The organism is Jiangella ureilytica (genome assembly GCF_004348545.1).
Lineage (GTDB): Bacteria > Actinomycetota > Actinomycetes > Jiangellales > Jiangellaceae > Jiangella > Jiangella ureilytica.
Genome location: NZ_SMKL01000013.1, coordinates 46,926 through 71,678 on the forward strand (window position 1 = coordinate 46,926; position 24,753 = coordinate 71,678).

At 68.2% G+C, this 24,753-nt stretch carries 21 protein-coding genes; 5 read left to right on the forward strand and 16 right to left on the reverse strand.

The annotated features are described in order from the left end of the window. Positions 1 to 27: 27 nt before the first annotated feature. From E1212_RS07820 to E1212_RS07885, 14 genes are all read right to left on the reverse strand, one after another. A complete protein-coding gene (locus tag E1212_RS07820; RefSeq protein ID WP_131981017.1) occupies positions 28 to 1,074 on the reverse strand; it encodes a VOC family protein in 1,047 nt (348 codons plus the stop codon). Between the two features lie 27 nt (positions 1,075 to 1,101). Then, the gene (locus E1212_RS07825; protein ID WP_131981019.1) at positions 1,102 to 1,806 is read right to left on the reverse strand and encodes an enoyl-CoA hydratase/isomerase family protein; all 705 of its coding nucleotides are present in this window, start codon (positions 1,804 to 1,806) and stop codon (positions 1,102 to 1,104) included. A 7-nt stretch (positions 1,807 to 1,813) separates the two neighbouring features. Then, entirely contained in the window at positions 1,814 to 3,925 is a 2,112-nt protein-coding gene (locus tag E1212_RS07830; protein WP_131981021.1) for an ABC transporter ATP-binding protein, read from the reverse strand. 52 nt (positions 3,926 to 3,977) lie between these two features. Continuing rightward, positions 3,978 to 4,892 carry an ABC transporter permease gene (locus E1212_RS07835; protein WP_131981023.1) on the reverse strand — a complete coding sequence of 305 codons (915 nt, stop codon included), beginning with the start codon at positions 4,890 to 4,892 and terminating at the stop codon, positions 3,978 to 3,980. Positions 4,893 to 4,923: 31 nt separating this feature from the next. Continuing rightward, a complete protein-coding gene (locus E1212_RS07840) occupies positions 4,924 to 5,850 on the reverse strand; it encodes an ABC transporter permease (RefSeq protein ID WP_238992273.1) in 927 nt (308 codons plus the stop codon). Between the two features lie 120 nt (positions 5,851 to 5,970). After that, the gene (locus E1212_RS07845) at positions 5,971 to 7,023 is read right to left on the reverse strand and encodes an Ldh family oxidoreductase (protein ID WP_131981027.1); all 1,053 of its coding nucleotides are present in this window, start codon (positions 7,021 to 7,023) and stop codon (positions 5,971 to 5,973) included. 10 nt (positions 7,024 to 7,033) lie between these two features. Continuing rightward, on the reverse strand, positions 7,034 to 7,759 hold the full coding sequence (locus tag E1212_RS07850) for an enoyl-CoA hydratase/isomerase family protein (RefSeq protein WP_131981029.1): 726 nt from the start codon (positions 7,757 to 7,759) through the stop codon (positions 7,034 to 7,036). Further along, positions 7,756 to 8,880: a mandelate racemase/muconate lactonizing enzyme family protein gene (locus tag E1212_RS07855; protein WP_203416600.1), complete on the reverse strand. Its 1,125-nt coding sequence runs from the start codon at positions 8,878 to 8,880 to the stop codon at positions 7,756 to 7,758. The genes E1212_RS07850 and E1212_RS07855 overlap by 4 nt, the downstream gene beginning before the upstream one ends. A gap of 4 nt (positions 8,881 to 8,884) precedes the next feature. Continuing rightward, the gene (locus E1212_RS07860; RefSeq protein WP_162605376.1) at positions 8,885 to 10,963 is read right to left on the reverse strand and encodes an ABC transporter ATP-binding protein; all 2,079 of its coding nucleotides are present in this window, start codon (positions 10,961 to 10,963) and stop codon (positions 8,885 to 8,887) included. A 2-nt stretch (positions 10,964 to 10,965) separates the two neighbouring features. Beyond that, on the reverse strand, positions 10,966 to 11,898 hold the full coding sequence (locus E1212_RS07865) for an ABC transporter permease (protein ID WP_131981033.1): 933 nt from the start codon (positions 11,896 to 11,898) through the stop codon (positions 10,966 to 10,968). Beyond that, positions 11,898 to 12,827, reverse strand: coding sequence for an ABC transporter permease (locus tag E1212_RS07870; RefSeq protein WP_131981035.1), 930 nt, complete (start codon positions 12,825 to 12,827; stop codon positions 11,898 to 11,900). Before E1212_RS07870 ends, E1212_RS07865 begins: the two co-directional genes overlap by 1 nt. A 105-nt stretch (positions 12,828 to 12,932) precedes the next feature. After that, positions 12,933 to 14,459: an ABC transporter substrate-binding protein gene (locus E1212_RS07875; protein WP_162605377.1), complete on the reverse strand. Its 1,527-nt coding sequence runs from the start codon at positions 14,457 to 14,459 to the stop codon at positions 12,933 to 12,935. Positions 14,460 to 14,853: 394 nt separating this feature from the next. Beyond that, positions 14,854 to 15,768 (reverse strand): dihydrodipicolinate synthase family protein, encoded by a 915-nt coding sequence (locus E1212_RS07880; protein WP_162605378.1) that lies wholly within the window; start codon positions 15,766 to 15,768, stop codon positions 14,854 to 14,856. Positions 15,769 to 15,782: 14 nt separating this feature from the next. After that, a complete protein-coding gene (locus E1212_RS07885) occupies positions 15,783 to 16,688 on the reverse strand; it encodes an ABC transporter substrate-binding protein (RefSeq protein ID WP_131981042.1) in 906 nt (301 codons plus the stop codon). Positions 16,689 to 16,857: 169 nt separating this feature from the next. Here E1212_RS07885 and E1212_RS07890 point away from each other — a divergent pair, with 169 nt between their 5' ends. Further along, on the forward strand, positions 16,858 to 18,063 hold the full coding sequence (locus tag E1212_RS07890) for an MFS transporter (RefSeq protein WP_203416602.1): 1,206 nt from the start codon (positions 16,858 to 16,860) through the stop codon (positions 18,061 to 18,063). Positions 18,064 to 18,071: 8 nt separating this feature from the next. Here the strand turns inward: E1212_RS07890 and E1212_RS07895 are convergent, their stop codons facing one another. Then, the gene (locus tag E1212_RS07895) at positions 18,072 to 18,782 is read right to left on the reverse strand and encodes a GntR family transcriptional regulator (RefSeq protein WP_131981045.1); all 711 of its coding nucleotides are present in this window, start codon (positions 18,780 to 18,782) and stop codon (positions 18,072 to 18,074) included. A 253-nt stretch (positions 18,783 to 19,035) separates the two neighbouring features. Between E1212_RS07895 and E1212_RS07900 the strand changes: the two genes are divergently transcribed. The 4 genes from E1212_RS07900 (at position 19,036) to E1212_RS07915 (ending at position 23,624) form a co-directional block, all read left to right on the forward strand. Next, positions 19,036 to 20,082, forward strand: a complete 1,047-nt coding sequence (locus E1212_RS07900; protein WP_131981047.1) for a dihydrodipicolinate synthase family protein — start codon at positions 19,036 to 19,038, stop codon at positions 20,080 to 20,082. 83 nt (positions 20,083 to 20,165) lie between these two features. Next, a complete protein-coding gene (locus E1212_RS07905) occupies positions 20,166 to 21,146 on the forward strand; it encodes a C-terminal binding protein (RefSeq protein WP_162605380.1) in 981 nt (326 codons plus the stop codon). Beyond that, positions 21,143 to 22,381 carry a M24 family metallopeptidase gene (locus E1212_RS07910; RefSeq protein ID WP_131981049.1) on the forward strand — a complete coding sequence of 413 codons (1,239 nt, stop codon included), beginning with the start codon at positions 21,143 to 21,145 and terminating at the stop codon, positions 22,379 to 22,381. Before E1212_RS07905 ends, E1212_RS07910 begins: the two co-directional genes overlap by 4 nt. A gap of 7 nt (positions 22,382 to 22,388) precedes the next feature. Further along, positions 22,389 to 23,624 (forward strand): PEP/pyruvate-binding domain-containing protein, encoded by a 1,236-nt coding sequence (locus tag E1212_RS07915; protein WP_162605381.1) that lies wholly within the window; start codon positions 22,389 to 22,391, stop codon positions 23,622 to 23,624. On the opposite strand, the gene E1212_RS07920 is transcribed toward E1212_RS07915, so the two are convergent. After that, the gene (locus E1212_RS07920; RefSeq protein WP_131981051.1) at positions 23,563 to 24,735 is read right to left on the reverse strand and encodes an MFS transporter; all 1,173 of its coding nucleotides are present in this window, start codon (positions 24,733 to 24,735) and stop codon (positions 23,563 to 23,565) included. The two genes, E1212_RS07915 and E1212_RS07920, sit on opposite strands and share 62 nt — an antisense overlap. Positions 24,736 to 24,753: the final 18 nt, after the last annotated feature.

Here is a 24,753-nt window from a genome sequence, read left to right on the forward strand (position 1 = left end):
ATCGGACGAAGGCCCTGGGGGGATGAGTCAGTCCGGATTGTGGAATGTGTCCACGGCGGCGCCTGGATAGACCCCGACCTCAGCGCAGATCTGGATCTTGTAGCCGTCGCCGTCCGGCACGGACCACGCGTACTCGCCGTCGTACTGGGGCTCGACGCCGTGCTCGCGCAGGGCGTTCGCCGAACCCTCGAGATCAAAGTCGGCCACGGAGTAGGCGACGTGGTCGATGAAGCCTTCGCCGGGCTTCGCGAAGACCTTCCAGTCGCCTCGCGACCGGCCGCGTGGGGTGATGTAGAGCGCATCCTCCGGCTCGTCGCCGAACGCCACCGAGCAGCGCTTGATCCCGTCGTCGAAAGCCACCCGCATGCCGAGGAGGTCGACGTAGAAGTCGCGGCAGACGAGGTGGTCGGGAACACGGTAGGCGATGTGGTTGAAGGCGGTCGCTGTGAAGACGCCCTCACCGGCGGTCGCATCGCCGCTGCCGGCGCCGGGCCGAAGCAGATGGTCCTCCGGGCAGATCGTGAACGTGTAGCCGACCGGGTCGTGGACGATGACGGAGCCGTCATCCGCGCGCTCGTGCGGCACCTGATGGAAGTCGAGCTTCGCGGCGACCTCGTCGGCGTCGAAGTCCGCGATCGAGACGCCGAAGGTGTCGACCATCGGAGCGGGCTGTTCGCCCTGCGCCTGCTTGATGTGGAGCGCGCGAACGGGAGTGCCGAACCCCACCGCACAGCTCGCGCCGTCATCGAACAACAGGCTCATGCCGAGCATCTCGAGGTAGTAGTCGCGCGTCTTTCCGTAGTCGGCGACCCAGTAGCTCAGGTGGTTGATCGCGGTCGCCATGAACACGCTCTGTGGCTGGATGAGCCGAGCTGTGTTTCGCCCCGTCACGTGCGCCTCCTGTCTGCGCCACCCCGCCGTCCGGGAGAGCGGCCACGGCAGCTGCGCGAGTACCGCTCGAGTCGTAGGGGTGGCGAGGCGGACTGGTTGGGCTCGGCGGCTCCTCAGGCGACCGCATGATGCATCATGTAGAATGCGATGGCTGAAAATATCGTGCTTGATGTAGGATGTCAAGACTTGGCGAGGCAGCTCTGTGTGACGTCATGCCTCTTGGATGATGACGTTCGCGCCGGTGTAGATCGCAGCTGCCTCCCGGCGACCGATCTCGGTGAGGGTGGCCAGCCCCCGGACATGCCGCTTCGAGTCGCGCAGGGCACGCGGGTCGTTGCTGGTGATCCGTGCAGTCAGCCGGTCGACAGCCGCCTCGAGACACAAATCGTCGACCACCTGACTGACGATCCCGAGCCGCATGGCCTCCTGTGCCCCGATGGTGCGGCCGGTACACACCAAGTCGATGACGACGCGCTCCGGCAGCCGGACCATGAGCTGACCCATGACGAACTTGGGCGTGTAGCCCCGTGGCACCTCGTCGAGAGCGAACCGGGCCGACTCACTGGCGATGCACAGGTCGGCGGTGGCGGCCAGCACGCAGCCGAAGCCGTACGCCATGCCTCGGGCGGCGACGATCGACAGGCCGCCGAAGCCTTGCAGTGCTCCCGCCACCGACCGGCTGGCGCTGTGCCAGCGCGCCGGGTCGGCATGGGCGCGCTCGCGGTGGTCGCGGCCGGCGGACAGGTCGTCGCCGGCACCGCTGATCCGCACCGCGCGGCAGCCGCGGCGTTCGGCCTCGAGCAGCGCTTCGGTGAAAGCGTCCAGCGTGTCCAGGTCCAACGCGTTGCGGTGCTGAGGTCGTTCGAACACCACCCGGGCGACGTCGTCGTCGAAGTCGGCGGACAGGTAGGGCATGGCGCTCCTAGGTGAGAAGGTCACGGGGCCCGGCGAAGTGACATGCCGAGAGGTGCCCGAAGTGGGGCTCGAGGTCCGGATCGACCTCCCTGCAGTGGTCCTGCGCCTTGAAGCAGCGAGTGCAGAAGTTGCAGCCGGGGGGTGGCGCAGCGGGATTCGGCACATCGCCGACCAGCACGATCCGCTCGCGGCGACCCTGCTTGACGGGTTCGGGCACCGGGACGGCGGACAGCAGTGACTGTGTGTAGGGATGGGTGGAGTGGTCGAACACCTCGTCCCTCTCGCCGACCTCGACGATCCGGCCCAGGTACATGACGGCGACCTCGTGAGAGATCTGCCGGACCACGGCCAGGTCGTGTGCGATGAACAGGTAGGCGATGCCGAGCTCCTGCTGCAGCTTCATCAGCAGATTGATGATCTGGGCCTGGATCGACACGTCGAGCGACGACACCGGCTCGTCCAGCACCAGCAGGTCCGGTTCCAGTGCGATGGCCCGGGCGATCCCGATCCGCTGGCGCTGGCCACCCGAGAATTCGTGCGCGTAACGGCGCCCGTGCTCCGGGCTGAGGCCCACGAGTTCCATCAGCTCGCCGACCCGTGTGCGGACGTCGCGGCCGCGGTAGGTCTTGTGCAGCTTCAACGGCTCGCCGATCAGTTCCCTGATCGTCATCCGCGGGTCCAGGGACGAGTACGGGTCCTGGAACACCATCTGCATCCGGCGGCGGACGCCACGCAGGTCACTGCGCGACGCCCGGGTGATGTCCTCGCCGTGGAACTCGATCTTTCCGGCGGTCGGCTCGAGCAGGCGCATGATCGTCTTGCCGGTGGTGGACTTGCCGCAGCCGGACTCGCCCACGAGACCGAGCGTCTGCCCGGCACGCAGAGTCACGTCGACGCCGTCGACGGCCCGCACGGTCCCCACGGTCCTGCCGAAGATGCCCGCCTTGATCGGATAGTGCACTTTCAGCCCACTGACCCGGAGGATCTCCTTGCCCGACGGCGCGGGCTCGTCGCTCGGCTCGACCAGCTCGAGGCTCGCGGGCGGGGGGAGGCGGGCGCCGACGTCCGCCTCCGCCGGCTCCCTGGCGGTGGTGACGAGGACGCGCCCGATCTCTTCTTCGACGGTCCGTCGAAGCGTCGGAACCTCCTCGATGAAATGGCAGGCCGACCGGTGGGCGTCGCCGCTCAGCGCCGGGACCACCTCGGTGCAGATCGCTCGGTCCTGCCGGAGCCGGCAGCGGGGATTGAAAGGGCAGCCGGGAGGCCGGTTGACTGCGCTCGGCGGCTGGCCGGGAATCGGGGACAGCTGCTTCAGGTTGGTGTCGAGTCTCGGCAGGCTGGACAGCAGTCCAACCGTGTAGGGGTGCCTCGGTTCGGCGAAGATCGACTCGACATCGCCGGTCTCGACCACTCGGCCGCCGTACATGACCACGACCCGGGACGCGAACTCTGCGACCAGGCCCAGGTCGTGGGTGATCAGGACCGTCGCCGCGTTCGTCTCGGCCTGCGCGGTGCGCAGCACGTCCAGCACCTGCGCTTGGATGGTGACGTCCAGCGCCGTCGTCGGCTCGTCTGCGATGAGGACCTTGGGCGCGTTGGCGATGGCCATGGCGATCATGGCGCGCTGGCGCATGCCGCCGGAGTACTCGTGCGGGTACTGGCCAACCCGCCTTCCCGGGTCGGGCACGCCGACCAGGTCCAGCAGCTCGACCGACCGGCGCCGCAGCGCCGAGCGGGACATGCCGGGGTTCTTGGTCCGCAGGCATTCTCGGATCTGCTTGCCCACGCTGATCACGGGGTTGAGCGAGGTCATCGGATCCTGGAAGATCATCGCGATGTCGCGGCCGCGGATCGCCCGGAGCTCCTGCGGCGAAACCTTCAGCAGGTCCCGCCCTTCATAGACCACCTCGCCGGAGACCACCTGTCCGTGCGGCCGCTGCACGAGCCCGAGGATCGACATCGAGGTGACGCTCTTGCCCGACCCGGACTCGCCGACGATGCCGATCGCCTCACCCGGATACAGGTCGAACGACACGCCCTCCACGGCGTGCACGACACCGTCCCGAGTGTCGAACTCGGTGACGAGGTCACGCACCGACAAGATGGGTTCAGCAACCATGCTTCCTGTCCTCCGGGTCAGCGAACCGGCCGGCGCCACGGCGCTGCTGCGGTCACTCATGGTGAGGGTCCAGCACGTCGCGCAGCCAGTCACCGAGCAGGTTCATGCCGAGGACGGTGAGCATGATGTAGACCCCCGGAACGGTCGCCAGCCAGGGCGCCTCGAAGATGTAGGCCTGACCGTCACGGATCATCGAGCCCCAGCTCGCGTCCGGTGGCTGCATACCGAACCCGAGGTAGCTCAACGAGCTCTCGGTCAGCACGGTGCGGCCGAGCTCGAGGCTGGCCACCACGCACAGCGAGCTGACCAGGTTGGGGAAGACATGCCGCCGGATCAGGTTACGGTCTGGTGCGCCGAGTCCGATGCTGGCGTCGATGTAGTCCTCCTCCCTGATCCGCAAGACTTCCGCCCGCATGAGCCGCGCGTAGGCGGGCCAGCTCGTGACGCCCAGCGTCAGTGCGGTGTTCCAGTAGCCGGTGCCGAGCACCGCCGCGATGAACAGGGCGGCGATGATGGTGGGCAGCGCCAGCTGCGCGTCGACGACCCTCATGATCAGGTTGTCGCGCCAGCCCGAGTAGAACCCGGCGATCGCGCCGAGCGTGACGCCGATGGCGGCCCCGAGGATGAGGGCTGCCAGCACCACGCCGAGTGATGCGCGGGCGCCGGCGAGGACCCGGGCAAGAACGTCACGGCCCAGGTTGTCGGTGCCGAGCAGGTGGTAGCCCGCCTCGCCCTCGGTGCCGGGCGGGAGCAGCCGGTCGGTCAGCACCTGCTCGTTCGGATCGAAGTCGACGATGATCGGACCGAAGATCGCGCTGAGCGCGACGAACGACGCCATGACGATGCCGAGCACGCCCAGCCGATGTCGCCGCCACGCACGCCGCCACCGGCGCCGTGGCCGGACCGGACGGGCCGGACCGTCGGCCGGACGGCCGTCGGTGCCGGCCGGAGTCTTCGTTGCGCTCACCTCTGGACCTTTCGGCTCGTCCTGTGGCCGATCAGTTCACCCGCACGCGCGGGTCCACGACCGTGTAGATGACGTCGGCGATCAGATTGATGAGGATGATCGCTGCGGCGGTGACGATGATGAATGCCTGGATGACCGGGAAATCGCGGACGTGCAGGGCTTGAACTGCGAGCCGGCCGAGTCCTGGATAGGCGAAGACCTGCTCGAGGACGATGGCGCCGCCGATGAGGTCGCCGAGGCGAAGCGTGAGCACGGTGACGATCGGAATCAGCGCATTGCGCAGGCCGTGCTTGATGACGACTTCCCATTCTCTCAAGCCCTTGGCGCGCGCCGTCCGGATGTAGTCCTTGTTCAGCACCTCGAGCAGGGCGGAGCGGGTCAGTCGCATGGTGAGTGGCACTGACGAGATCGACAGCGCGACAGCCGGCAGCACCAGATGCTGCCAGGTCCCCGTGCCGCCGGCGGGCAGGATCCGCAGGTTGACCGCGAAGAAGATGATCATCAGGATGGCCAGCCAGAACACCGGCACCGACTGGCCGAGCACGGCGAGCACGCGCGCGACGGAGTCGATGAGGGAGCCCGGGCGGATGGCGGCGATCACGCCGATCGGAATGGAGATCACGATCGCCAGCAGGAGCGCCAGTACGGCGAGCAGCAGCGTGGCCGGCAGCCGTTCCGCGACCAGTTCCACCGCGGGCACGCCCTGGCTGTAGGAGTCGCCCAGGTCGCCGCGGACGATGTCGCCGAGAAAGGTGACGTACTGCTGCCAGACCGGAACGTCGAGGCCGAGGCGTTCGCGGATCTGCTGCAGCATCTCTTCGGTGGGGTCGCTGCCGGCCAGCATGGCGACGGGATCGCCGACGAATCGTGTGACGAAGAAGACCAGCGTGATCAGCAGGAAGAGTGTCAACAATCCGTAGAACGCCCGACGCGTGAGAACTCCACCGAGGTCATGCACGTCAGTCCTCCTGGCCTTCGCGTCATTGCGAACCGAGGAAGTGTCCCCAGGTATCCATCATTGTATACATTGCTGTGTTCAGCGCAAGGCGCGCTGGAAACGGTCGGACTCCAGCGCCGGCTACGAGCCGACGGCGGCGCCGTCGAGCAGATCCTCGGCGCTGAGACCCACCCGGTCGGCCGCCGCGCACACGGCGGCCCAGGTCTTCTCCGGGATCTCCAGCGGCGTCAGGCTGCGGGCCCGCCTGCTGGCCGCCTCCGGGTCGCCCGGCACCAGCACGCGATCGAAGCCGGCGGCCGGCGGCACGCTCCGCAGCCGGTCGGTGACGGCCGCCGTCGCCGCGTGGTAGCTCTCGATGCTCCGGAAGGCCGCCGCGTTGACGGCGAAGAGGAAGCCGCCGGTACGTTTGGTGTTGTTCGTGTAGGCGTCCGCGCCCGAGAACGGGCCGCTCAGCAGCTCGGCGATGACCGACAGCGCGTAGCCCTTGTGACCGCCGAACGGGACGAGGTGGCCGCCGTCGTAGTAGTCTGCCGCGTTCGTGGTCGGCTGCCCGTGCTTGTCGACGACCGCTCCGGGTGGCAGCGGCTCGTCCTTGGACAGTGCCACCTTGACCTTGCCCGCGGCGATCGCCGCCGTCGCGAAGTCGAGGGTGACCGGATGGTCCTCACCGGTCGGCACCGAGAAGGCGACCGGATTGGTCCCCAGCGACGGCGCGGCCCCGCCGAACGGCGCAACGGTGTAGCGTGCTCCGCTGCCGGCCGCCATGAACATCGCGATGTCGCGGTCGGCACCGCGCTCGGTGAACAGCGCCAGCCGGCCGGTATGGTTCATCCGCACGATCGTCACCGCGCTGACCTGCGACTCCAGTGCCTTCTCGATGGCCAAGTCGGCCGCGTAGTTTGCGGCCACCTGACCGAAAGCCCAGTTCCCGTCGACGACCGCGGTGGTTCGCGTCTCCTGGAGGACGGTGGGACTGGCCGTCGGGACGATCGCGCCGTCGAGGACGGCCCCGACGTACTGCGGGATGCGCTGGATGCCGTGTGAGTCGTGGCCGGCCAGGTGGTTGTCGGCGAGTGCCGCGGCCACCTGCTGGGCGTGCTCAACGGGGGCGCCGGCCTGCACGAAGATCCGGACGGTCAGCTCCCGGATCTGGTCGATCGAGAACGAGGGCATCGGTGACCTCCTAGACGTTGGCGCCGTCGACCGGGTGCAGCCGGTCAGATGTGCCGAGGCGGACGCGATCCGCGGGGTTCATCGTGGCGAGCTCGGCGAGGTACGACTTGGCCGCGCGCAGGATGGTGCGATCGTGCCGGGTGAGGGTGGCGACGGTCTCGTCCAGCCGGCCGGCCAGCAATTCCGGCGCCACGTGTTCGGTGACCAAGCCCAGCACCCAGGCCTCGTTGCCCGGCACGGACCGCCCTGTGAGCACCAGTTCGGTCAACCGCCGTTCGCCCAGCCGGTTGAAGAGCCGGGACATCACGCCGCGTGGCGCGAAGCCCAGGACCACCTCGTCGAACGCCAGACGCGCGTCGTCGGCGGCGATCGTGACGTCGCAGCAGGTCGCCAGTAGCGCACCGAACCCGGCCGCGCGGCCCTTGACCGCTGCGACCGTCGCGCCGCCGAACGCCCCGAACGCGCCGAACACGTCCTTGGTCATCGCTCGCCACTGCTCGTGCGTCCACCTGGTCGACACCTTGGGCGACTCGTTGTGGTCGCGGCCGGTGCAGAAGTCCTCGCCGACCGCCTCGATGCTCACGACCGCGCACTCGCGCTCTTCGGCCTCGCGCAGGCACCGGACCAAGGCGTGCATCATGTCACCGCTGAACGCGTTGCGGTGGTCCGGCCGGTCGAGTGTGATCCGCAGCGCGGTGCCGGCCAGCTCATGGGTCAGGTCGGCGCGGGCGGTCATCGCGCACCGGCCGGCTGGTGGCGCTCGACCGTCTCGAGTGACTCCTGGAACCCGTCCTCGCGTATTTCGAGGCCGAGACCAGGCGCGTCCGGCAGCCGCAGCACACCGTTCTCGGGCAACGGCGGGTCGCGGTAGATCATCGGAGCGGAGTTCCAGACGTCCATGTGGAACTCCACCCGCCACCCGTTGGCAACGGCGCCCTGCAGATGCATGTTGTACAGTGGCCAACCGCCGCCGTTGGCGATCGGCGTGTTCCAGGCGCTGGCCAGCGCGGCCACCTTTGCGCCCTCGGTGTAGCCGCCGAGGTGCACGACGTTGGGCTGCAGGATGTCGACCGCCTCATTCATCAGCAGCTCACGATGGCGGGCGAGCGACCCCTCGTTCTGCCCGGCGGAGATCGGGATGCTGGTCTTGCGGCGAAGGATCGCCAGCAGGCGCGGGTCGTTGCCCCATACCGGCTCCTCCAGCCAGGTGATCCCGTACGGCTCGAGCAGCTGGCACAGGCGCATCGCGTGTGGAAGCTTGAACTTGTAGTTCGCGTCCAGCATCAGCTGGACGCCGTCGCCGACGGCTTCGCGCACCGCGATGACCCGGGCGGCGTCCTCGTCCGGGGCCTCGCCGTTGCCGTACTCACCGACGCGGATCTTGAGCTTGTCGTGACCCTTGCCGACCAGTTCCTTGGCGACCTCGCCGAGCTGCTCCCGGCTGTACGCCCGCAGCCCGAAGGTCGTGTAGGCCGGGACGGTGTTCGAGTACCCGCCGAGCAACTGCCAGACCGGCCGGCCGGCGTCCTTGCCCTTGATGTCCCACAGGCCGATGTCGATCGCGCTGAGGGCGGAGGAGAACGCGCCGGTCTGTGCCCGCGCATTGAGCTTCGCCTGCAGCTCGTCGAACCGCCGCTCGGTGGCGAGCGGGTCCGTGCCGACGAGGAGCTCGCGACACTCGTTGTTGATCATGTTCTGGACGACGTATCGCTGGCTGCCCGCGGTCAGCCCCCAGCCGACGATGCCGGAGTCGGTCTCGATCCGCACCAGGAGGAACTTGCGCACGACCGGCGCCTCGAGCAGAGGCACCTGGGTGGCGACGCGGTGCATCGTCGCCTCGACCTGCGTGATCTTCAAACGGTCACCTCATTGGGATCGGATGCGGCCCGGGGAAATGGCAGGCAACGGTGTGTTCCGAGGTGGGCGTGTACACCAGAGGCGGTTCCTGCTCGGCGCAGATCGACTGCGCCTTGAAGCAACGGGTCCGGAAGCGGCATCCCGACGGCGGATTCGCCGCGCTGGGAACCTCACCGGACAGCACGATGCGCGGGCGCTCGCCGGCGTCGACGTCGGCGACGGGGACTGCAGAGAGCAGCGCCTGCGTGTAGGGGTGCAGAGGGTTCTCGTAGACCGCGTTGTTGTCGCCGGCCTCGACCACCTTGCCGAGGTACATGACGGCGACGCGGTGCGAGATGTGGCGGACGACGGCGAGATCGTGGGCGACGAAGACGAACGCCATGTTCAGCTCGCGCTGCAGGTCCATCAGCAGGTTGATGGTCTGTGCCTGGACCGAGACGTCGAGGGCGGATACCGGCTCGTCGAGCACCAGCACGTCCGGATCGAGGATGATCGATCGGGCGACGGCGATGCGCTGGCGTTGGCCGCCGGAGAACTCGTGCGGGTACCGGTCCGCGTCCTCAGCCCGCAGCCCCACCAGGTCGAGCACCCGACGAACGCGGTCGCGGTGCGATGGCCTCGGCGCGCCATGGATGCGCAGCGCCTCCCCGACCAGCGCGCCGACCTTCATCCTCGGGTCGAGGGAGGAGTACGGGTCCTGGAACACGATCTGCAGGCTCCTGCGCACGGACCGCAGCCGGTCGCGGTCGTACCCGGTGACGTCCTCGCCCTTGAACACGACACGGCCCTCGGTGGGGTCGACCAGCCGGACGATGGCCCGGCCGGTCGTCGTCTTCCCGCACCCGGATTCGCCGACGATGCCGAGCGTCTCGGCGCGGTGCAGCACCAGGTCGATGCCGTCGACCGCGCGAATGGTTCCCACCGGCCGGCGTAGCACGCCGCGGACGATCGGGAAGTGGACCTTGAGCCCCTCGATCCGCAGCACCTCGTCCTGCGCCACCGCACGCCCGCCGGCGGCCTGGACCTCTGCGGCAGGGCGCGTTGCCAGGTCGGCGAACCGCTCTGCCGCGAAATGGCAGGCCGACCAGTGGGCAGGCTCGATCTGCTGCAGCGGCGGCAACTCGGTACGGCAGATCTCGCGACTACCGGCCTGATGACAGCGCGGCTGGAACGGGCAGCCGGGGGGAGTCTCGAGGGGGTCCGGCGGCCGGCCCTGGATCTGCGCGAGCTTGTCCATCCGCTCGTCGACGCGGGGTGAACTGGCGAGCAGGGCGTGAGTGTACGGGTGCCGAGGATGGCGGAACACCTGCTCGACGTCGCCGACCTCGACCACTCGTCCGGCATACATCACCATGACGCGGTCCGCGGTCTCGGCAACGACACCCAGGTCGTGCGTGACGATGATCGCAGCCGCGCCGGTGCGCGCCTTCGCGTCCTTCAGCAGCCCCAGGATCTGGGCCTGGGTCGTGACGTCGAGAGCGGTGGTCGGCTCGTCCGCGATCAGGATGCGCGGATCGTTCGCGAGCGCCATGGCGATCATGGCTCGTTGCCGCATGCCGCCGGAGTACTGGTGCGGATACTCGTCGAGCCGCTGCTCGGGATTGGGGACGCCGACGATGCGCAGCAGTTCGGCAGCACGCTGGCGAGCGGCCTTGCGGCCGAGACCCTGCTGGTGGAACCGCAGCGACTCGACGATCTGCGCGCCGATGCTGAGGACCGGATTGAGTGACGACATCGGATCCTGGAAGATCGTCGCGATCTCCTTGCCCTGGAGACTGCGCCGGGCGTTCGTGCGCATCGAGAGCAGGTCGCGGTCGCCGAGCCGGACCTGCCCGCCGACGACTCGTCCGTTCGGGGGCAGCAGGCCGAGGACCGACATCATCGTCACGCTCTTGCCCGAGCCGGACTCGCCGACCACTCCCAGCGTCTCGCCCGGGTAGAGGTCGAACGAGACGCCGCGCACAGCGGTCAGCCGGCCGTAGCGCGTGTCGAACCGAGTGACGAGGTCGCGCACCGAGAGCACGGGTTCCGGACCGCCGCGGTTCTTCTCGCGGCCGGTGATCGAGACGGGTTCGGCGACCATGGCTACACCCTCTGCTTCGACTGCGGGTCGAGGACGTCGCGCAACCAGTCGCCCATCAGGTTGAAGCCCAGGACGACCAGCATGACCGCGGTTCCGGGGATGGCGGCAAGCCACCATGCGGTGGTGATCAGCGGCTGGGCGGACCGGATCATCGAGCCCCAGCTGGCATCCGGCGGCTGCATGCCGAGCCCGAGGTAACTCAGCGAGCTCTCGGTCACGACCAGCCCTCCCATCTCCAGGCTGGCGACGACGAAGACGGTGCTGATCAGGTTGGGGATCAGATGGCGGAAGACCAGCCGCCGGTCGCTGGAGCCCAAGGCGACAGTGGCCTCGAAGAAGTCCAGCCCGCGCAATTTCAAGGTTTCGGCCCGGATCAGCCGGGCGTAGACGGCCCAGCTGGCAATGCCGAGCGCGACGGCAGTGTTCATGAACCCCGTGCCCAGGATCGTCGCGACCAGCAGAGCGCTGATCAGCAGAGGGATCGCCAGCTGCGCGTCGACCACTCGCATCAGCACGATGTCGAGGCGGCCGCCTCGGAATCCGGAGGTGATCCCGACGGTCATCCCAAGGCTGCAGCCCACGACGACACCCAGCGCGACGACGCTCAGCGACGCCCGGCCGCCTTCGAGCACCCGGGCGAGCACGTCACGGCCGAGGTCGTCGGTGCCGAGGATGTGCAGCGTCGAACCGTCCCCGCTCTGCGACCACGGCGGCAGCAATCGGTCCGAGAGCTCCTGGGCGTTCGGATCGATGCCGAGGAGCCACGGCCCCACGATTGCGGCCAGCGCCATACCCACGACGATCACCGTGCCGATGATGCCTGTGGTGTGGCCGCGCAGGCTGCGGCGCCGGCGCCGGCCGGTAGCCGGTTCGAGCTCACCGATCGGCACGACGGGTTCGAGGTCCGCAACCCCGGCGGACTCCTGCCGGCGCATCAGCTGATCCTCACTCGCGGGTCGAGGACGGTGTAGATGATGTCGGTGATCAGCGTCACCAACAGCACCGACGCCGCCGTCAGTGTGACGGTGGCGAGCACCACCGGATAGTCGCGGAAGGCCATGGCCTCGGCCAGGACGCGGCCGACGCCGGGATAGGCGAAGACGGCCTCGACGATGACCGTGCCGGCCACCAGGTCGCCGACGCGCAGTGCGATCACCGTCGTGACCGGGATCATGGCGTTGCGCAGCGCGTGCCGGCGCAGCACGGTGCGTTCCGGCAGCCCCTTGCTGCGTGCCGTCCGGACGTAGTCCTTGTTCAGCACCTCGAGCATGGCTGCTCGCGTGATTCGCATCAGCATCGGCACCACGCCGGTGGCCAGGACGATGACAGGCAGGACGAGATGTTGCCAGGTCCCGCGTCCGGTGGCCGGGACCCAGCCGAGCTGGACGGCGAACACGATGATCAGCATGATCGCCAGCCAGAAGTTGGGCAGTGAGTTCGCCGTCACCGCGCCCACCCGGGAGAGGTTGTCCAGCCAGGAGCCCGGCTTGACCGCCGCCAGCAGGCCCAGCGGCAGTGCGATCAGGACGCCGAGCAGCAGGGCGAGCAGTCCGAGCGTCAACGTCGCCGGCAGCCGCTCGGTGATCATGTCGAGCACCGGCCGTTCGTACCGCCAGGATTCGCCGAGGTCTCCGGTGAGCAGGTTGCCCATGTACGTGAGGAACTGCTGCCAGATCGGTTGGTCCAGGCCGAGCCGTTCCCGGATCGCGTCGGCCTGTTCCTGCGTACCGCCGTCCTCGCCCATCATCAGGTTGATCGGCGACCCGAGCAGGAAGAGCAGGTGGAACAGCACGATGATGAGTCCGAAGAGGGTGGCAACCGTGGCCACGACCCGCCGGCCGACGATGCCGAGGATCTCACCCATCGTGACACCTCGCTCCTTTGAACGACGCGGTCTCGCGCGGGTGGGTCGCAGGCGCTGCCACCCGCGTGAGACCTCGGACGTGCTGAGTCACGTTGTCGCCGCCGACTACGAAAGCCACCTCGCCCTGGCGAAGTTCAGGTTCTGTGTGGGCGTGAGGATCCAGTCGAGCGACTTCACCAGGCCGTACAGACGGGGAATCATATAGGCGAATCCGACGCCGGCGTCCTCCTGCAGGATCGCCTCCATCTCCCGGGTCTTGGCGTCCACGGCTTCGGGGTCGTCGATCCACTGGGCGATGGCTTCCGCAGCCAGTTCGTCGTAACGCGGGTTGCAATACCAGCCGCCCCACGTGTTGGACATGGTCTCCTCGTTGCAGGTGAACCGCGTCTGATAGATCTCCATGCCGATCAACTGCTGGTTGATGCCCCAGTTGGTCGAGACCATCTGCGCGAGGGTGCGTTCCTCGGCGAGGTCCTCGACGTCGCCGCGCTCCTTGACCGACAAGGTGGCTCGGAAGCCGGCCTCTTCGAGGTACGGCAGGATGGCGGGAGCGACCTGCTCGATCTGGAAGACGCCCTTGCGCGCCCAGTACTCGACGTCGACTCCGTCCGGGTATCCCGCCTCGCCCAGCAGTTCGCGCGCCCGCTCCGGGTCGTACTCGTAGGGCTCCAGGTCGGGGTTGAACCCTCGCTCCGCGCTGCCGAGGATCGCCGGCGTGCGTTCCACCAGCCCGGCCAGCAGCTCCTCGATGATGGTGTCCCAGTCGATGGCGTGGTTGAGCGCCTGCCGCACGCGGACGTCGTCGAATGGTGGCCGGGTCGTGTCGAGCAGAATGTAGTGGCGCGCCGAGCTGGACGTGCCGACGCCGAGTTCGGGGTCGTTCTCGAGCGACCGGTACAGCTCGAGCGGGATGTTCTGCGCGACGTGGACCTCGCCGGCCTGGTACGACGCACCCATGGCGGCCTCGTCCGTGATGACCCGGAAGCGGAGGTCCTTGATCTCGGGAGCGCCGCCCCAGTAGTCCTCGTTCGCCTCGAGCACCAGGTGCTCGCCGGCCCGCCACTCGACCCACTTGTACGGACCCGAGCCGATCGGCGCTTCGTCGAAGCCGTCCCAGCCGACTTCCTCGATGTAGTCCTTCGGGAGGATCGCCAGCTCGCTGGTCTCGATCAGTCCCGGAGTCGACGTGGCCGTGCGCAGAACGAGCTCGTAGTCGCCGACCACCTCGATCTCCTGGACCGTGTTCCAGAAGATGTTGATCTCGTGGCCCCCCATCTCCGGACTGAGAATGAAGTCGAGCGTGAACTTCACATCGTCCGCGGTGAGCTCCTCGCCGTTGTGGAAGGTGACGTCGTCGCGAATCTGGATGGTCCACTCCGTCGCGTCGGCGTTCGGCTCCCAGCTGGTGAAGATCTGGGGGACCATCTCCTGCGTCTCCGGATCCTGGCCGACGTGCGAGTCGAAGACGTTGCTCAGCACGCCGAAGATCAGTGAGCTCGGCCGCTGGAGCGGATTGGCACCGGTGAGGTCCTCGGTGATCCCGACCACGAGTTCGCGGTCGATGTCACTCGAGGCGCCATCGTCGCTGACGTCTCCACTGTCGGAGCCGCCGCAGGCAGCGAGCGGGAGCATGAGTAGCGCCGCTGTGGCTAGAGGTCCTAGCCGGCCATTTCGACGACGCTGTGGAAAGGCCTTGGCTCTCATTGAGGTAGTCCTTCTCGACGAATGACTGGGTACCGGCGCACGTTCGACGTGGCCGAGGGGAGCGCGTGCGGAAGGTCAGCCGGCCATCGGACGGCTCGAGAGGTCGATGACGAACGGGCCCCGGCCACGCTGGGGGAGAGTGCGCCCCCTCACGGGCCGCGAACTCATTCCGAGGAGTTCCCTGTCGGCGGCATCGAGCGGCATGGCTGTGAGTGCCATGGCTTCCTCCCCCCGTAGCGTCCGAGGTCATCGGCGTTGTGACATCATACATTAAATAGGCTGTGGGGCAAGGCTGTAGCCAGGGCGTTTCAGTTTCCGAGGGTCATTCCCATCCGTGCGGCTCGCTCTCGAGCACGTCGAGATCGTCCAGCCGGGACTCCAGGCGCTTCATGTCGTCAAGGCTCAACCGCTCGGCGGGGAGCCGGCTGGGGCCGCACGGACGGCCCATGATCGCCATGGCCGCCTTGATCGTGGCGGGATAGCCGGTCTCGATGGCGCTGAACAGTTCTGAGATCGTCGCCTGCAACGGCCGAGCGGCGACCAGGTCGCCGGCCAGGGCGGCGTCGGCGAGGCGGCGGACCAGCCGGGGTGCCACCCCGCCGCAGGCGGAGAAGCAGCCGGCACCGCCGATCGCCGCGGCAGGGAGGACGTATTCCACGCCTGAGAACACCGCGAAGCCGGGCCGCAGCGACGCACCCACCCTGCACACCTCGGTGAAGTACTTCATCGTCAGGCTGGCGTCCTTGAGTCCTACGAAGTTCGGACTCGTCGCGATCACCTCTGCGACGACCTCGGGTGACACCGTCACGCCGATCCGTTCCGGGTAGTTGTAACCGATGACCTGGCCGGCGGTCGCTGCCGCAACAGCGGTGAAGTGCTCGACGAGTGCGGCCGGCGATGGACGCCAGTGGTATGGCGGGGTCACGACGACGCCAGCGGCTCCCGCGGCGATCGCGTGCCGTGCCAGGGCGATGGTCAGCTCGGTCCCGGGCGTACTGACGTGCGCGTACAGCGGAGTCGCAGGATCCAGGGTCTGTGCGGCGATTTCGACGAGCCGGCGGCGCTCGGCGTCGGAGAGCTTCAGGCTTTCCCCGATGTGCATGGGGACGGCGACGTGGTCGGCGCCCTCGCGAACCAGGAACCGGAGCAGTCGCGCGAACGTCGCATCGTCGATCCGGCCGTCGGCGGTCAGCGGTGTCACCGGGCTCGCGACGACACCGGAGAGCAGCGGTCGCACCGGAACCCCCGTCGTCACGCGTGCGCCTCATCGACCGGCCCGCGGTCGGGCAGGAACGAAGCGTCGACCAAGCGATTCACGTCGACGCTGAGCGGCCGGCCCAGTGTGGCCTCGAGATCGCGCGCCACATTGGCGAGCGCCTCCGCCCGGGGCGCGTAGTGGTCGAACTCGCGCACGAAGATTCGGTGCGTCTCTGCGAGCACGTCGTCGTCATCGACCTTGCTGCGGGCTCTGAGGAACGGCAGGGTCGTCTCGAAGTCGAGCTGGAACACCCGGTAGGCATCGAGCATGGCGTCGAGGAAGTCGTGAACGACATCGGGCTGCCGGTCGGCGAAGGCCCTGGTGGTCACCATGCAGCCGAGCTGGTACGGCTCGGACTCGTCCATGAAGTCGCGCAGCACCGGCAGCCCGACCTTCCGGGCGAGGATCGGTTGCGGGATGGTCGTGGCGAAGGCGTCGATGTCGCCTGCCAGAATCGCCTTCCACTCCATGCCGCGATTGCCCAGCTCGCGGGTCTCGACGTCGCGAACCGGGTCGATGTCCCAGTCTCGAAGTGCGCGGTGGAGCACGATGTAGCCCTGGTCGTGCACCGTGGTGGTTCCGACGACGCCGCCCACCAGATCTCGCGGCGAGGCGATGTGTCTGGCGCCGATGACGCCGAAGACGTTCTCCGACGCTGCACTCAAGATGACGACGGCGTCGAGGCCGTCGCGCGCGGCGAGCAGAATCGGTACGCCCGGTGCGCCTGCGATGTCGGCGTCGCCGGTCGCCAGTCGGTCGACGCAGACCGCGGTGTTCGGGACCTCCTCGGCGATGACGTCCAGTCCGCGATCGGTGAAATAGCCGAACTCCAGCGCCATGGCGAGTGGCGAGTTGGCCGGACCGTGAGAGCTGTGGGCAATGCGAAGTCGCCGCGCCATGGACGATGGTCCTCTCGAAGAGGGCGGCACGTGGCCGCGCCGGATCCCGGAGCCGTGTTTCGTGGATCATATAAGATGCACGAACCGCGGCCAAGGTGCTCGGTTCGTCGATGTCGCTGACCTCGAGCCGGCGGGCGGGGCGCGATGGGGAGGGTGCTCAGTGACGCGAATGCTCTCGACCTTCAGATCCCTCAGCCACTACAACTTCCGGCTGTTTTTCGCGGGTCAGAGCATCTCCGTCGTCGGAACCTGGATGCAGAAGGTCGCTCAGGTCTGGCTGATCCTCGAGCTCACCAGTTCGGGTGTGATCCTCGGGGTCACCGCGGCACTCCAGCATCTGCCGACGCTGGTGATCGGCCCCTGGGCGGGCCTGCTCGCCGACCGCGTGACGAAGAGGAAGATCCTGCTGTGGACGCAGTCGGCCGCAGCGGTGCCGGCGGCCGTGCTCGGTGCCCTGGTCGCGACCGACGTGGTCCAGGTCTGGATGGTGCTGCTGCTGGCGTTGCTCCTCGGCGTCATCGAGGCGATCGACAAGCCGGCCCGGCACACCTTCGTGATCGAGATGGTCGGTACCGATCAGGTCATCAATGCCGTCACGCTGAACAGCATCGTCATCAACACGGGCAAGGTCGCGGGCCCGGCGATCGGTGGTCTGCTGATCGGGACGATCGGGCTGGCGTACAGCTTCCTGCTCAACGCGGTCTCCTACCTCGCCGTGATCGCCGGCCTGGCGTTGATGCGAACCCGGGAGCTGCAGCCCGCGACCCGGGCGGTCAGGGCTCGTGGCCAGATACGCGCGGGGTTCTCCTACGTCCGCCGCAAACCCGACCTGCTCGCGCCGCTGGTCCTGATGACGGCGACCGGTCTGCTCGCCTACGAGTGGATGGTGACGCTGCCACTGCTGGCGCGCGGGACCTTCGATGGCGACGCCGAAGTCTTCGGCCTCATGTTCTCGGCGATGGGGCTGGGTGCGATCGTCGGCGGGCTGGCGCTCGCGGGCCTGCTGCGGCCGACGACGGACGGGCTGGCGATCACCGGTGTGGTCTTCGCGGTCCTGTTGATGTGTACAGCCGTGGCACCGACCCTGGAGGTCGCCTACGTGCTGCTGTTCTGCCTGGGCGCATCGAGCACCGCATTCCGCGCGGTGGCCACATCGCTGGTTCAGGTGCGCGCCGATCCGGAGATGCGAGGCCGGACCATGGCGCTCCTGGTGATGGCGGTCGGTGGGACGACGCCGTTGGGCGGGCCGCTGATCGGGTGGGTCGCCGAGACTCTGGGAGCTCGGGTCGCCCTGGCGCTCGGCGGCGTCGCCACGCTGGTCGCCGCCTCAGTGACGTGGCTCTACCTGAGGAGGCGGACGACGAGCACGTCGTGACTGTCCGCTCAGGTCGCGAAGCGGCGCAGGCCCGACACTGCGGTCGTCTCTTCGACTTCGGCGGCCGCCGCAGCGCGAGCCGTCTCCACCCAGCGGGACTTTGCCCACTCGAGATGCCGGTTCTCGACGTCGAGGGCTGCCTCGCGGTCGCGGTTGCGCATGGCCTCGAGCAGTGCGCGGTGGTCCTCATTGGCGTGCGCGACCATGGTTGCCGAGTCCCGGAAGGATGCCGCGATGTACACCGCGGCGTTGTCGCGCAGTGAGTCGAGAATGGAGCGCAGCCTGGGGGAGCGGGCGGCCTTGGCGAAGTGGCCGTGGAACTGGCGGTCGAGCGCGACGAACTCGGCACTGTCGCCGCGCTCGGTGCCCACCATGCGACGGAGGATGTCCTCGGCCTCGTCCAGCTCTGCCGGACTGATGAGCTGCACCGCACGCTCGACGCTGAGCGGTTCCAGCACCTTGAGCAGACGGTAGATCTCTTCGATCTCTTCCTCGCTCAGGGACTGCACAAGCGCGCCTCGATATGCATCGATCCGTACGAGGCCGTCGGCGGCGAGGTCGCGCAACGCCTCTCGCACCGGTGTGGTGCTCACGTCCAGCTCCTTGGCCAGATCGGCCTGAACCAGGCGGGTGCCGGGCAGGAAATGGCCCGTGAGGATCCCACGGCGGAGGGCTTCTCGGACGAACTGGTGATTGGTCCGCGTTGCGCGCGTTTCCATATTCCTACCTTTTCCTGCATCTGGCCTAAGGCATCATACATCGTGGCACAGCCTTGTGCCCCACTCCGCCGCCGTTGTTTCCGCTGCTCGTGCCCGGCTTCGATCATGCACGACACCCGCGTCCAAGCTGCCGCACTTCGTGCGTGCGAGAGGCGTGACATGGCATGGCCGGTCGGCCGTGCGGACGTCACGCATGAGGGCGTCGTCGATGGTGTGTGGTCGACTCTTGACCTGACTTCACACATCATACAAGATGTATGAGCGCTGCTCAAGCAGTCGCCTACGTGGCCGCTTTGGCTCGATCACCTGCGAAAAGGGAGGCGGAGTGGCGATACGCGCATACTCCAAAGAGGAAGCCAAGAGCGTCGCCCGCGACATGCTCCAGGGCATCATCCCGGGGCCGACGGTTCCGCTGAACGGCGACGGCAGCATCGACGAGCTCGGCTGGCGTCACAACCTGCGCTACGCCGTCGATGTGATCAAGTCGCCCGGCCTGTACATCAACTCGTACTACGGGACTTTCTGGGTGTTCACCGGTGCGGAGCGGCGGCGGCTGCTCGAGATCGCCGTCGACGAGGTGGGGGATCGGGCCTTCCTGATCAACCGTTGCGCCCACGCGAGTCCGCGGGAGGCGGTGGACCTGGCCAAGCATGCGCAGTCGGCCGGTGCGGACATCGTCTCGCTGGTGTTGCCGCAGTTCGGCTACGTCAGCGAGGACATGCTGGTCGGGTACTTCGCGATGGTGGCCCGAGAGATCGACCTCGGGATCACGATCATGAACACCAATCAGTCCGGATACTCGATCAGCCCCGAGCTCATGGCCAGGATCGGCAGCGAGATTCCCAACGTCTGCGCACTGAAGAACCACATGCCGATGGAGTCGACCATCCGCATCCGGGAGCTCGTCGGCGACAGCATCGTCGTCATCGATCCCAACGAGGAGAACTTCCTCGTCAACATGACGAAGTACGGACAGCGGGCCGTCTTCACCGGGACGAACATGATGTTCGACCGCGAAGGTGCGACTCCCTTCAAGGACTACGTCGACGCGGGCTTGGCCGGCCGAGTCGATGAGGCCGAGAAGCTGCACGACGAGATGGCGCCGCTGCGCGAGCTGCACCACAAGTGGATCCTCGAGCCCTGGGATGCGTTGAGCTTCTGTCCGGTGGCCCGGGTGAAGTTCTGGACCGAGCAGCTGGGCATGGTCGGCGGCCCGGCCCCAGAGCCCCTTCCGCAGATGACCGAGGCAGAGAAGCGGCAGCTGCGGGCCGAGATGGCCGAGGCCGGTCTCATCGACTGACGGCCACGACGAGTGGTTCTCGCGGGCCGTAGACACGGCACCTGACAATCTATATCGTGCATTATATGCAGCGAGGAGCCGAGGTGGCCCGATTCAAGGTGGTCGTGACCGATCAGGTGTTTCCCGACACCGCCGTCGAGCAGGCGGCCTTCGCCGAGCTCGGCTGGTCGTTCGACGTCGCCGACGGTTCTTACGACGACATCGTGGCCCGTGCGCACGACGCGGACGCGCTCCTCAACACCTACGTCGCGGTCACAGCCGAGCTGATGGATCGGCTGCCCCGCCTGCAGGTGGTCGCGCGCTACGGCATCGGCGTCGACAACGTCGACCTGGCAGCCGCCACTGACCGGGGCGTCGTGGTCACCAACGTCCCCGACTACTGCGTCGACGAGGTCGCGACCCACGCCCTCGCGCTGATCCTCGACGCAATGCGGCGGGTGACCGACGGCGACCGGCTGGTGCGGGCCGGCGGCTGGGGGCTGAGTGGTCTGCGGCCGATCCGCCGGGCATCGGACTGGACCGTCGGACTGGTCGGGTTCGGCCGCATCGCGCGCCGGCTCGCGCAGTTCCTCGCGCCACTGGGATGCACGATCCTGGTGCACGACCCGTACGTCGTCGACGCCGGGCCCGATGTCGAGTCGATCGAGCTGGACGGCCTGCTACGACGCAGCGACCTCGTATCTCTGCATGTCCCGGCCACCGACGCGACGCGACATCTGATCGGCGGGCGCGAGCTGGAGCTCATGCGCCCCGACGCCGTGCTGGTCAACACGTCACGTGGCGCGTTGGTGGACACCGGCGCTCTCGTCGACGCGTTGCGCTGCGGCCGGATCCGAGCGGCGGCCATCGACGTGCTCGAGACCGAGCCTCCACCGGCCGGCCTGCTGGACGGGTTGGAGACCCTGCTGGTCACTCCGCACATGGCGTACTACTCCGAGCAGGCCATCGCGGAGTCACAGCAGAAGGCGACCAGCCAGATCGTGAAAGTGCTGACCGGCAAGGCGCCGGACTACCAGGTGAACAAGAGCTTCGCGCTCTCCGAGGGAGAGGTACCCGCACCATGAGAGAGGCATTCGGCGGTCTGTCGACGGACTGGAAGCAGGGCATCGACTGGCCCGCCGTCCGCAATTGGCGGTTGGGACGAGCGCGAGCGGCGATGAAGCGGCACGGCCTCGGCGCCATGCTGCTCATGTACGACGAGAACATGCGCTACGTCTCGTCGACCTACACCCCGGGCTGGAACCGCCTGAAGCCGGGCCTGCGCTACGTCGTGCTGTGCGACGGCAAGGAGCCGATCGTCTACGAGCAGGGCGACATCGGCTTCCACCTCAAGGAGCACAGCCCCTGGATACCGCACGAGAACGTGCGGCACAGCTACACCTGGATCAAGGGCGCGGCCGGACCGGCGGCCCAACAGCAGGTGACGAAGTTCGTCGAGGCGCTGGTCGGCGACCTCGAGGACGCCGGCGTCCGCGACCTGCCGCTCGGCGTCGACTTCGTCGACATCAACATGATCGGCGCCTTCGACCGGCTCGGCGTCACCTGGACCGACGGCATGACGCCGATGATGGAGGCGCGGGCCATCAAGAGCCCGGAGGAGCAGAAGGCCAGCCGCATGGTGGGTGCCATCTGCGACTCACTGCACTACGAGTTCACCCAGTTCCTGAAGCCGGGCCTGACCGAGAACGAGGTGGCGGCCTTCGGCTTCGAGTACCTCTACAGCATCCCCGGCATCGAGGACGTCGAGGACGTCATCGTCTCGTCCGGTCCCAACGCCTGGCCGAACTGGCGGAACTTCAGCGACCGCATCATCCGGCCCGGCGAGCTGGTCATCATCGACCTCGCCGCATTGACATGGAACGGCTACAAGTCCTGCGTGTACCGCACGTATTGCGTCGGCGGGAAGCCGACCGACGAGATGAAGCAGTACTACGACCTCGCGCACACGTGGCTGTGGGACGCGATCGAGGCGGTCAAGCCGGGTGCCACGACCCGCGACATCGCCTCGAAATGGCCGTCGGCGCAAGAGATCTGGGGATACAACGAGGAGGACCAGGCCGCCGCCAATCTGTGGGGTCATGGGCTGGGCCTCGCGCAGTACGACCGTCCGGTGATCTCCCGCATCTGGTCGCTGGAGCATCCTGAGACGATCGAGCCCGGCATGGTGTTCGCGCTCGAGACCCAGCATGGCAAGCTGCACGACTTCGGGGTCCGGCTCGAGGAGATGCTGCTCGTCACCGACGACGGCTACGACCTGCTCTCCACCTACAACTCGCACCAGATCATCAGCGTCGGCTGAGCCGCCCATGGTGCTGCTGAGTCTCGACGATCCCGCGTGCCGCGCCCCGGACGTCGTCGGCGGCAAGGCCGCCCGGCTGGCCGCGGCCCGTGCACACGGGCTGCCGGTCCTCCCCGGACTGGTCGTGCCGGTCGAGGCGGCGCGGCGCAGCCTGGCCGCCGGCTGCGCCGCGCTCGGCCGTGGAAGCGGCACGGCGCGCCGGGCGGCGATGGGCGTGCCCCTGTCGATGGCGCTCGAACGGGACCTTGCGGCGGCGGTCGACGAGCTCGGCGGCCTGGTGATCGTCCGATCCTCGAGTCCCTTGGAGTCCGACCCGTCGTGGTCCGGCGCCTTCTCGTCGCTCGGGGACGTCAAGATCGCTGACGTCGGCGTCGCGGTGCGAAGCTGTTGGTCCTCGGCATTCGCCGTGGACCCGCTCCAACGGCTCGCGGAGCTGAGTCGTGGACCGTCAGCCCTGCGCCTCGCGGTCCTGCTGCAACCTCAGCTGGAGGCCGTTGCCGGCGGCACCGCCCGGTGGGCGGAGCACACACTGCTGGTCGACGGCGTGCGCGGCCATCCGGGCGGGCTGCTCTCCGGCTGGGTCGACGGGCACAGCGCAAGGGTCCACGGCGACCGCATCGAGCACGTGGACGGGGACGGTCTCGATGATGACCTGGTGCTGGCCGTGGCCCGATTGATGCGCACCGTGCACGACGCGCTGGGCGACGACACCATCGAGTGGATCGCGGACCCCGTCGGTCTGCGACTCGTTCAGTCACATCGGATGTCCGCAGGCGTTCGGCCGGTGCCGGAGATGCCGGATTCCACCTGGCCACCGGCAGGTGCCGCCAGATTCACCGGAATCGGTGCCGTACCCGGAGACGCGCGAGGTGAGATCGTACGTCCGAGGCCACATCAGACGCTGCCGGCCGAGCGAGCGCGAGGTTGCATCATCGTCATCGACCGGCCGTACCCGGCTTACGCGCCGTTGCTGTTCGCCGCCGCCGGCCTGGTGACACTCGGCGGCCCCGCACGCGCGCACCTCATCGAGGTCGCCGAGTCGCTGGGCGTACCGACACTCGTCCGGGTGCCGGCTGCCGAGGCACTGCGTGATCTGGACCGGACGAACGAGCGGATGTTCGGGGCGATCGACACGATGTCCGGGCAGCTCTCACTCTGGACCGAGCCGCCGGCCGAGGCCGCTACGATGCCTCCCGGCCGAACGCGGAGCCTCCGACGACGGTGGCGCTCGCGCCGACCATGAGGCCGGTGACGACGAAGACCGCGCCGATCCCGGCGGCACCCCCGATCACGCCGATTGCGGCGGGAATCGCCACCTGACCGAGCCTGTTGGCCGACATCCGCATCCCGAGGGTCGTGGCCCGCAGCCCGAGCGGACTGTGCCCGGCGATCCAGGACAGCGTGAGCGGGTTGCCAAGGCCGATACCGATGCCGGTCGCCGCCATCAGTGCGAACAGCGGGGCCGGCTCGTCGAACTGCGGCACCGCGAGGAGTCCTCCCGCCCCGCATCCGAGGCAGCAGATCAGCAGCAGCCGATGCCCCAGCGCGCGGATCAGCGGCACCATCATCACCCGGGTCGCCATGGCGACGGCGCCGTTGGCGGCCAGCATCGCGGTGACCGTCGCGACCGGTATGTCGTTGGCCTCCCCATACGCCGGAAGGTAGGCGATCAGAATGTCGTGGCTGGCCAACAACGTGAGACTGACGACCATGCCCGGTGGGATGCCGGGTGTGCGCATGATCCGGCGCAGCGCCGGGAGGAATGAATCCTGCCCGGCAGCGCCGGTCACCGGCTCGATGCGCGCCGGGCGGAGCAGCAGAGGCAGCGCAAGCAGCGTCGCGCCGGCACCGATCCCGCCGGCGACCAGGAACACGCCGACGATGGATACCTCGGCCGGCCCGGCCAGGAGTCCCGCGAGAGCGGGACCGGCCGTCTGACCGAACGCCACGACGATGGCGAACGTTCCGAAACGTTTGTCCCGTTCCTCCTGCGATGCGCCCTGCGTCACCAGTGACTGGGCGCCGATCAGGCAGATGATCTGCCCGGCACCGAGCAGGGCCTGCGCCATTCCCAACGCCCAGAGGTTGCTCGCCGCTACCGACCCGAGGGAGACCCCGGCAATGACACCGGCCCCGGTGAGCACGAACGGCGGCTCGCCCAGGCGGTCGACGAGACGTCCGGCCGGAATCGCGACCAGCAGGGACAACACCCCGTGCGCCGCGGTGATCAGCCCCAGCTGGCTGGGCGTCGCTCCGAGCTCCAGAGCGCGGTAGGAGACCATGGGGCGCAACATGCCGATCGCCGTCGCGACCAGCAGCAACATGGCGAACAGACGCAGGTAGGGCGCTCTCATCGCGGCGGCCGACGCTAG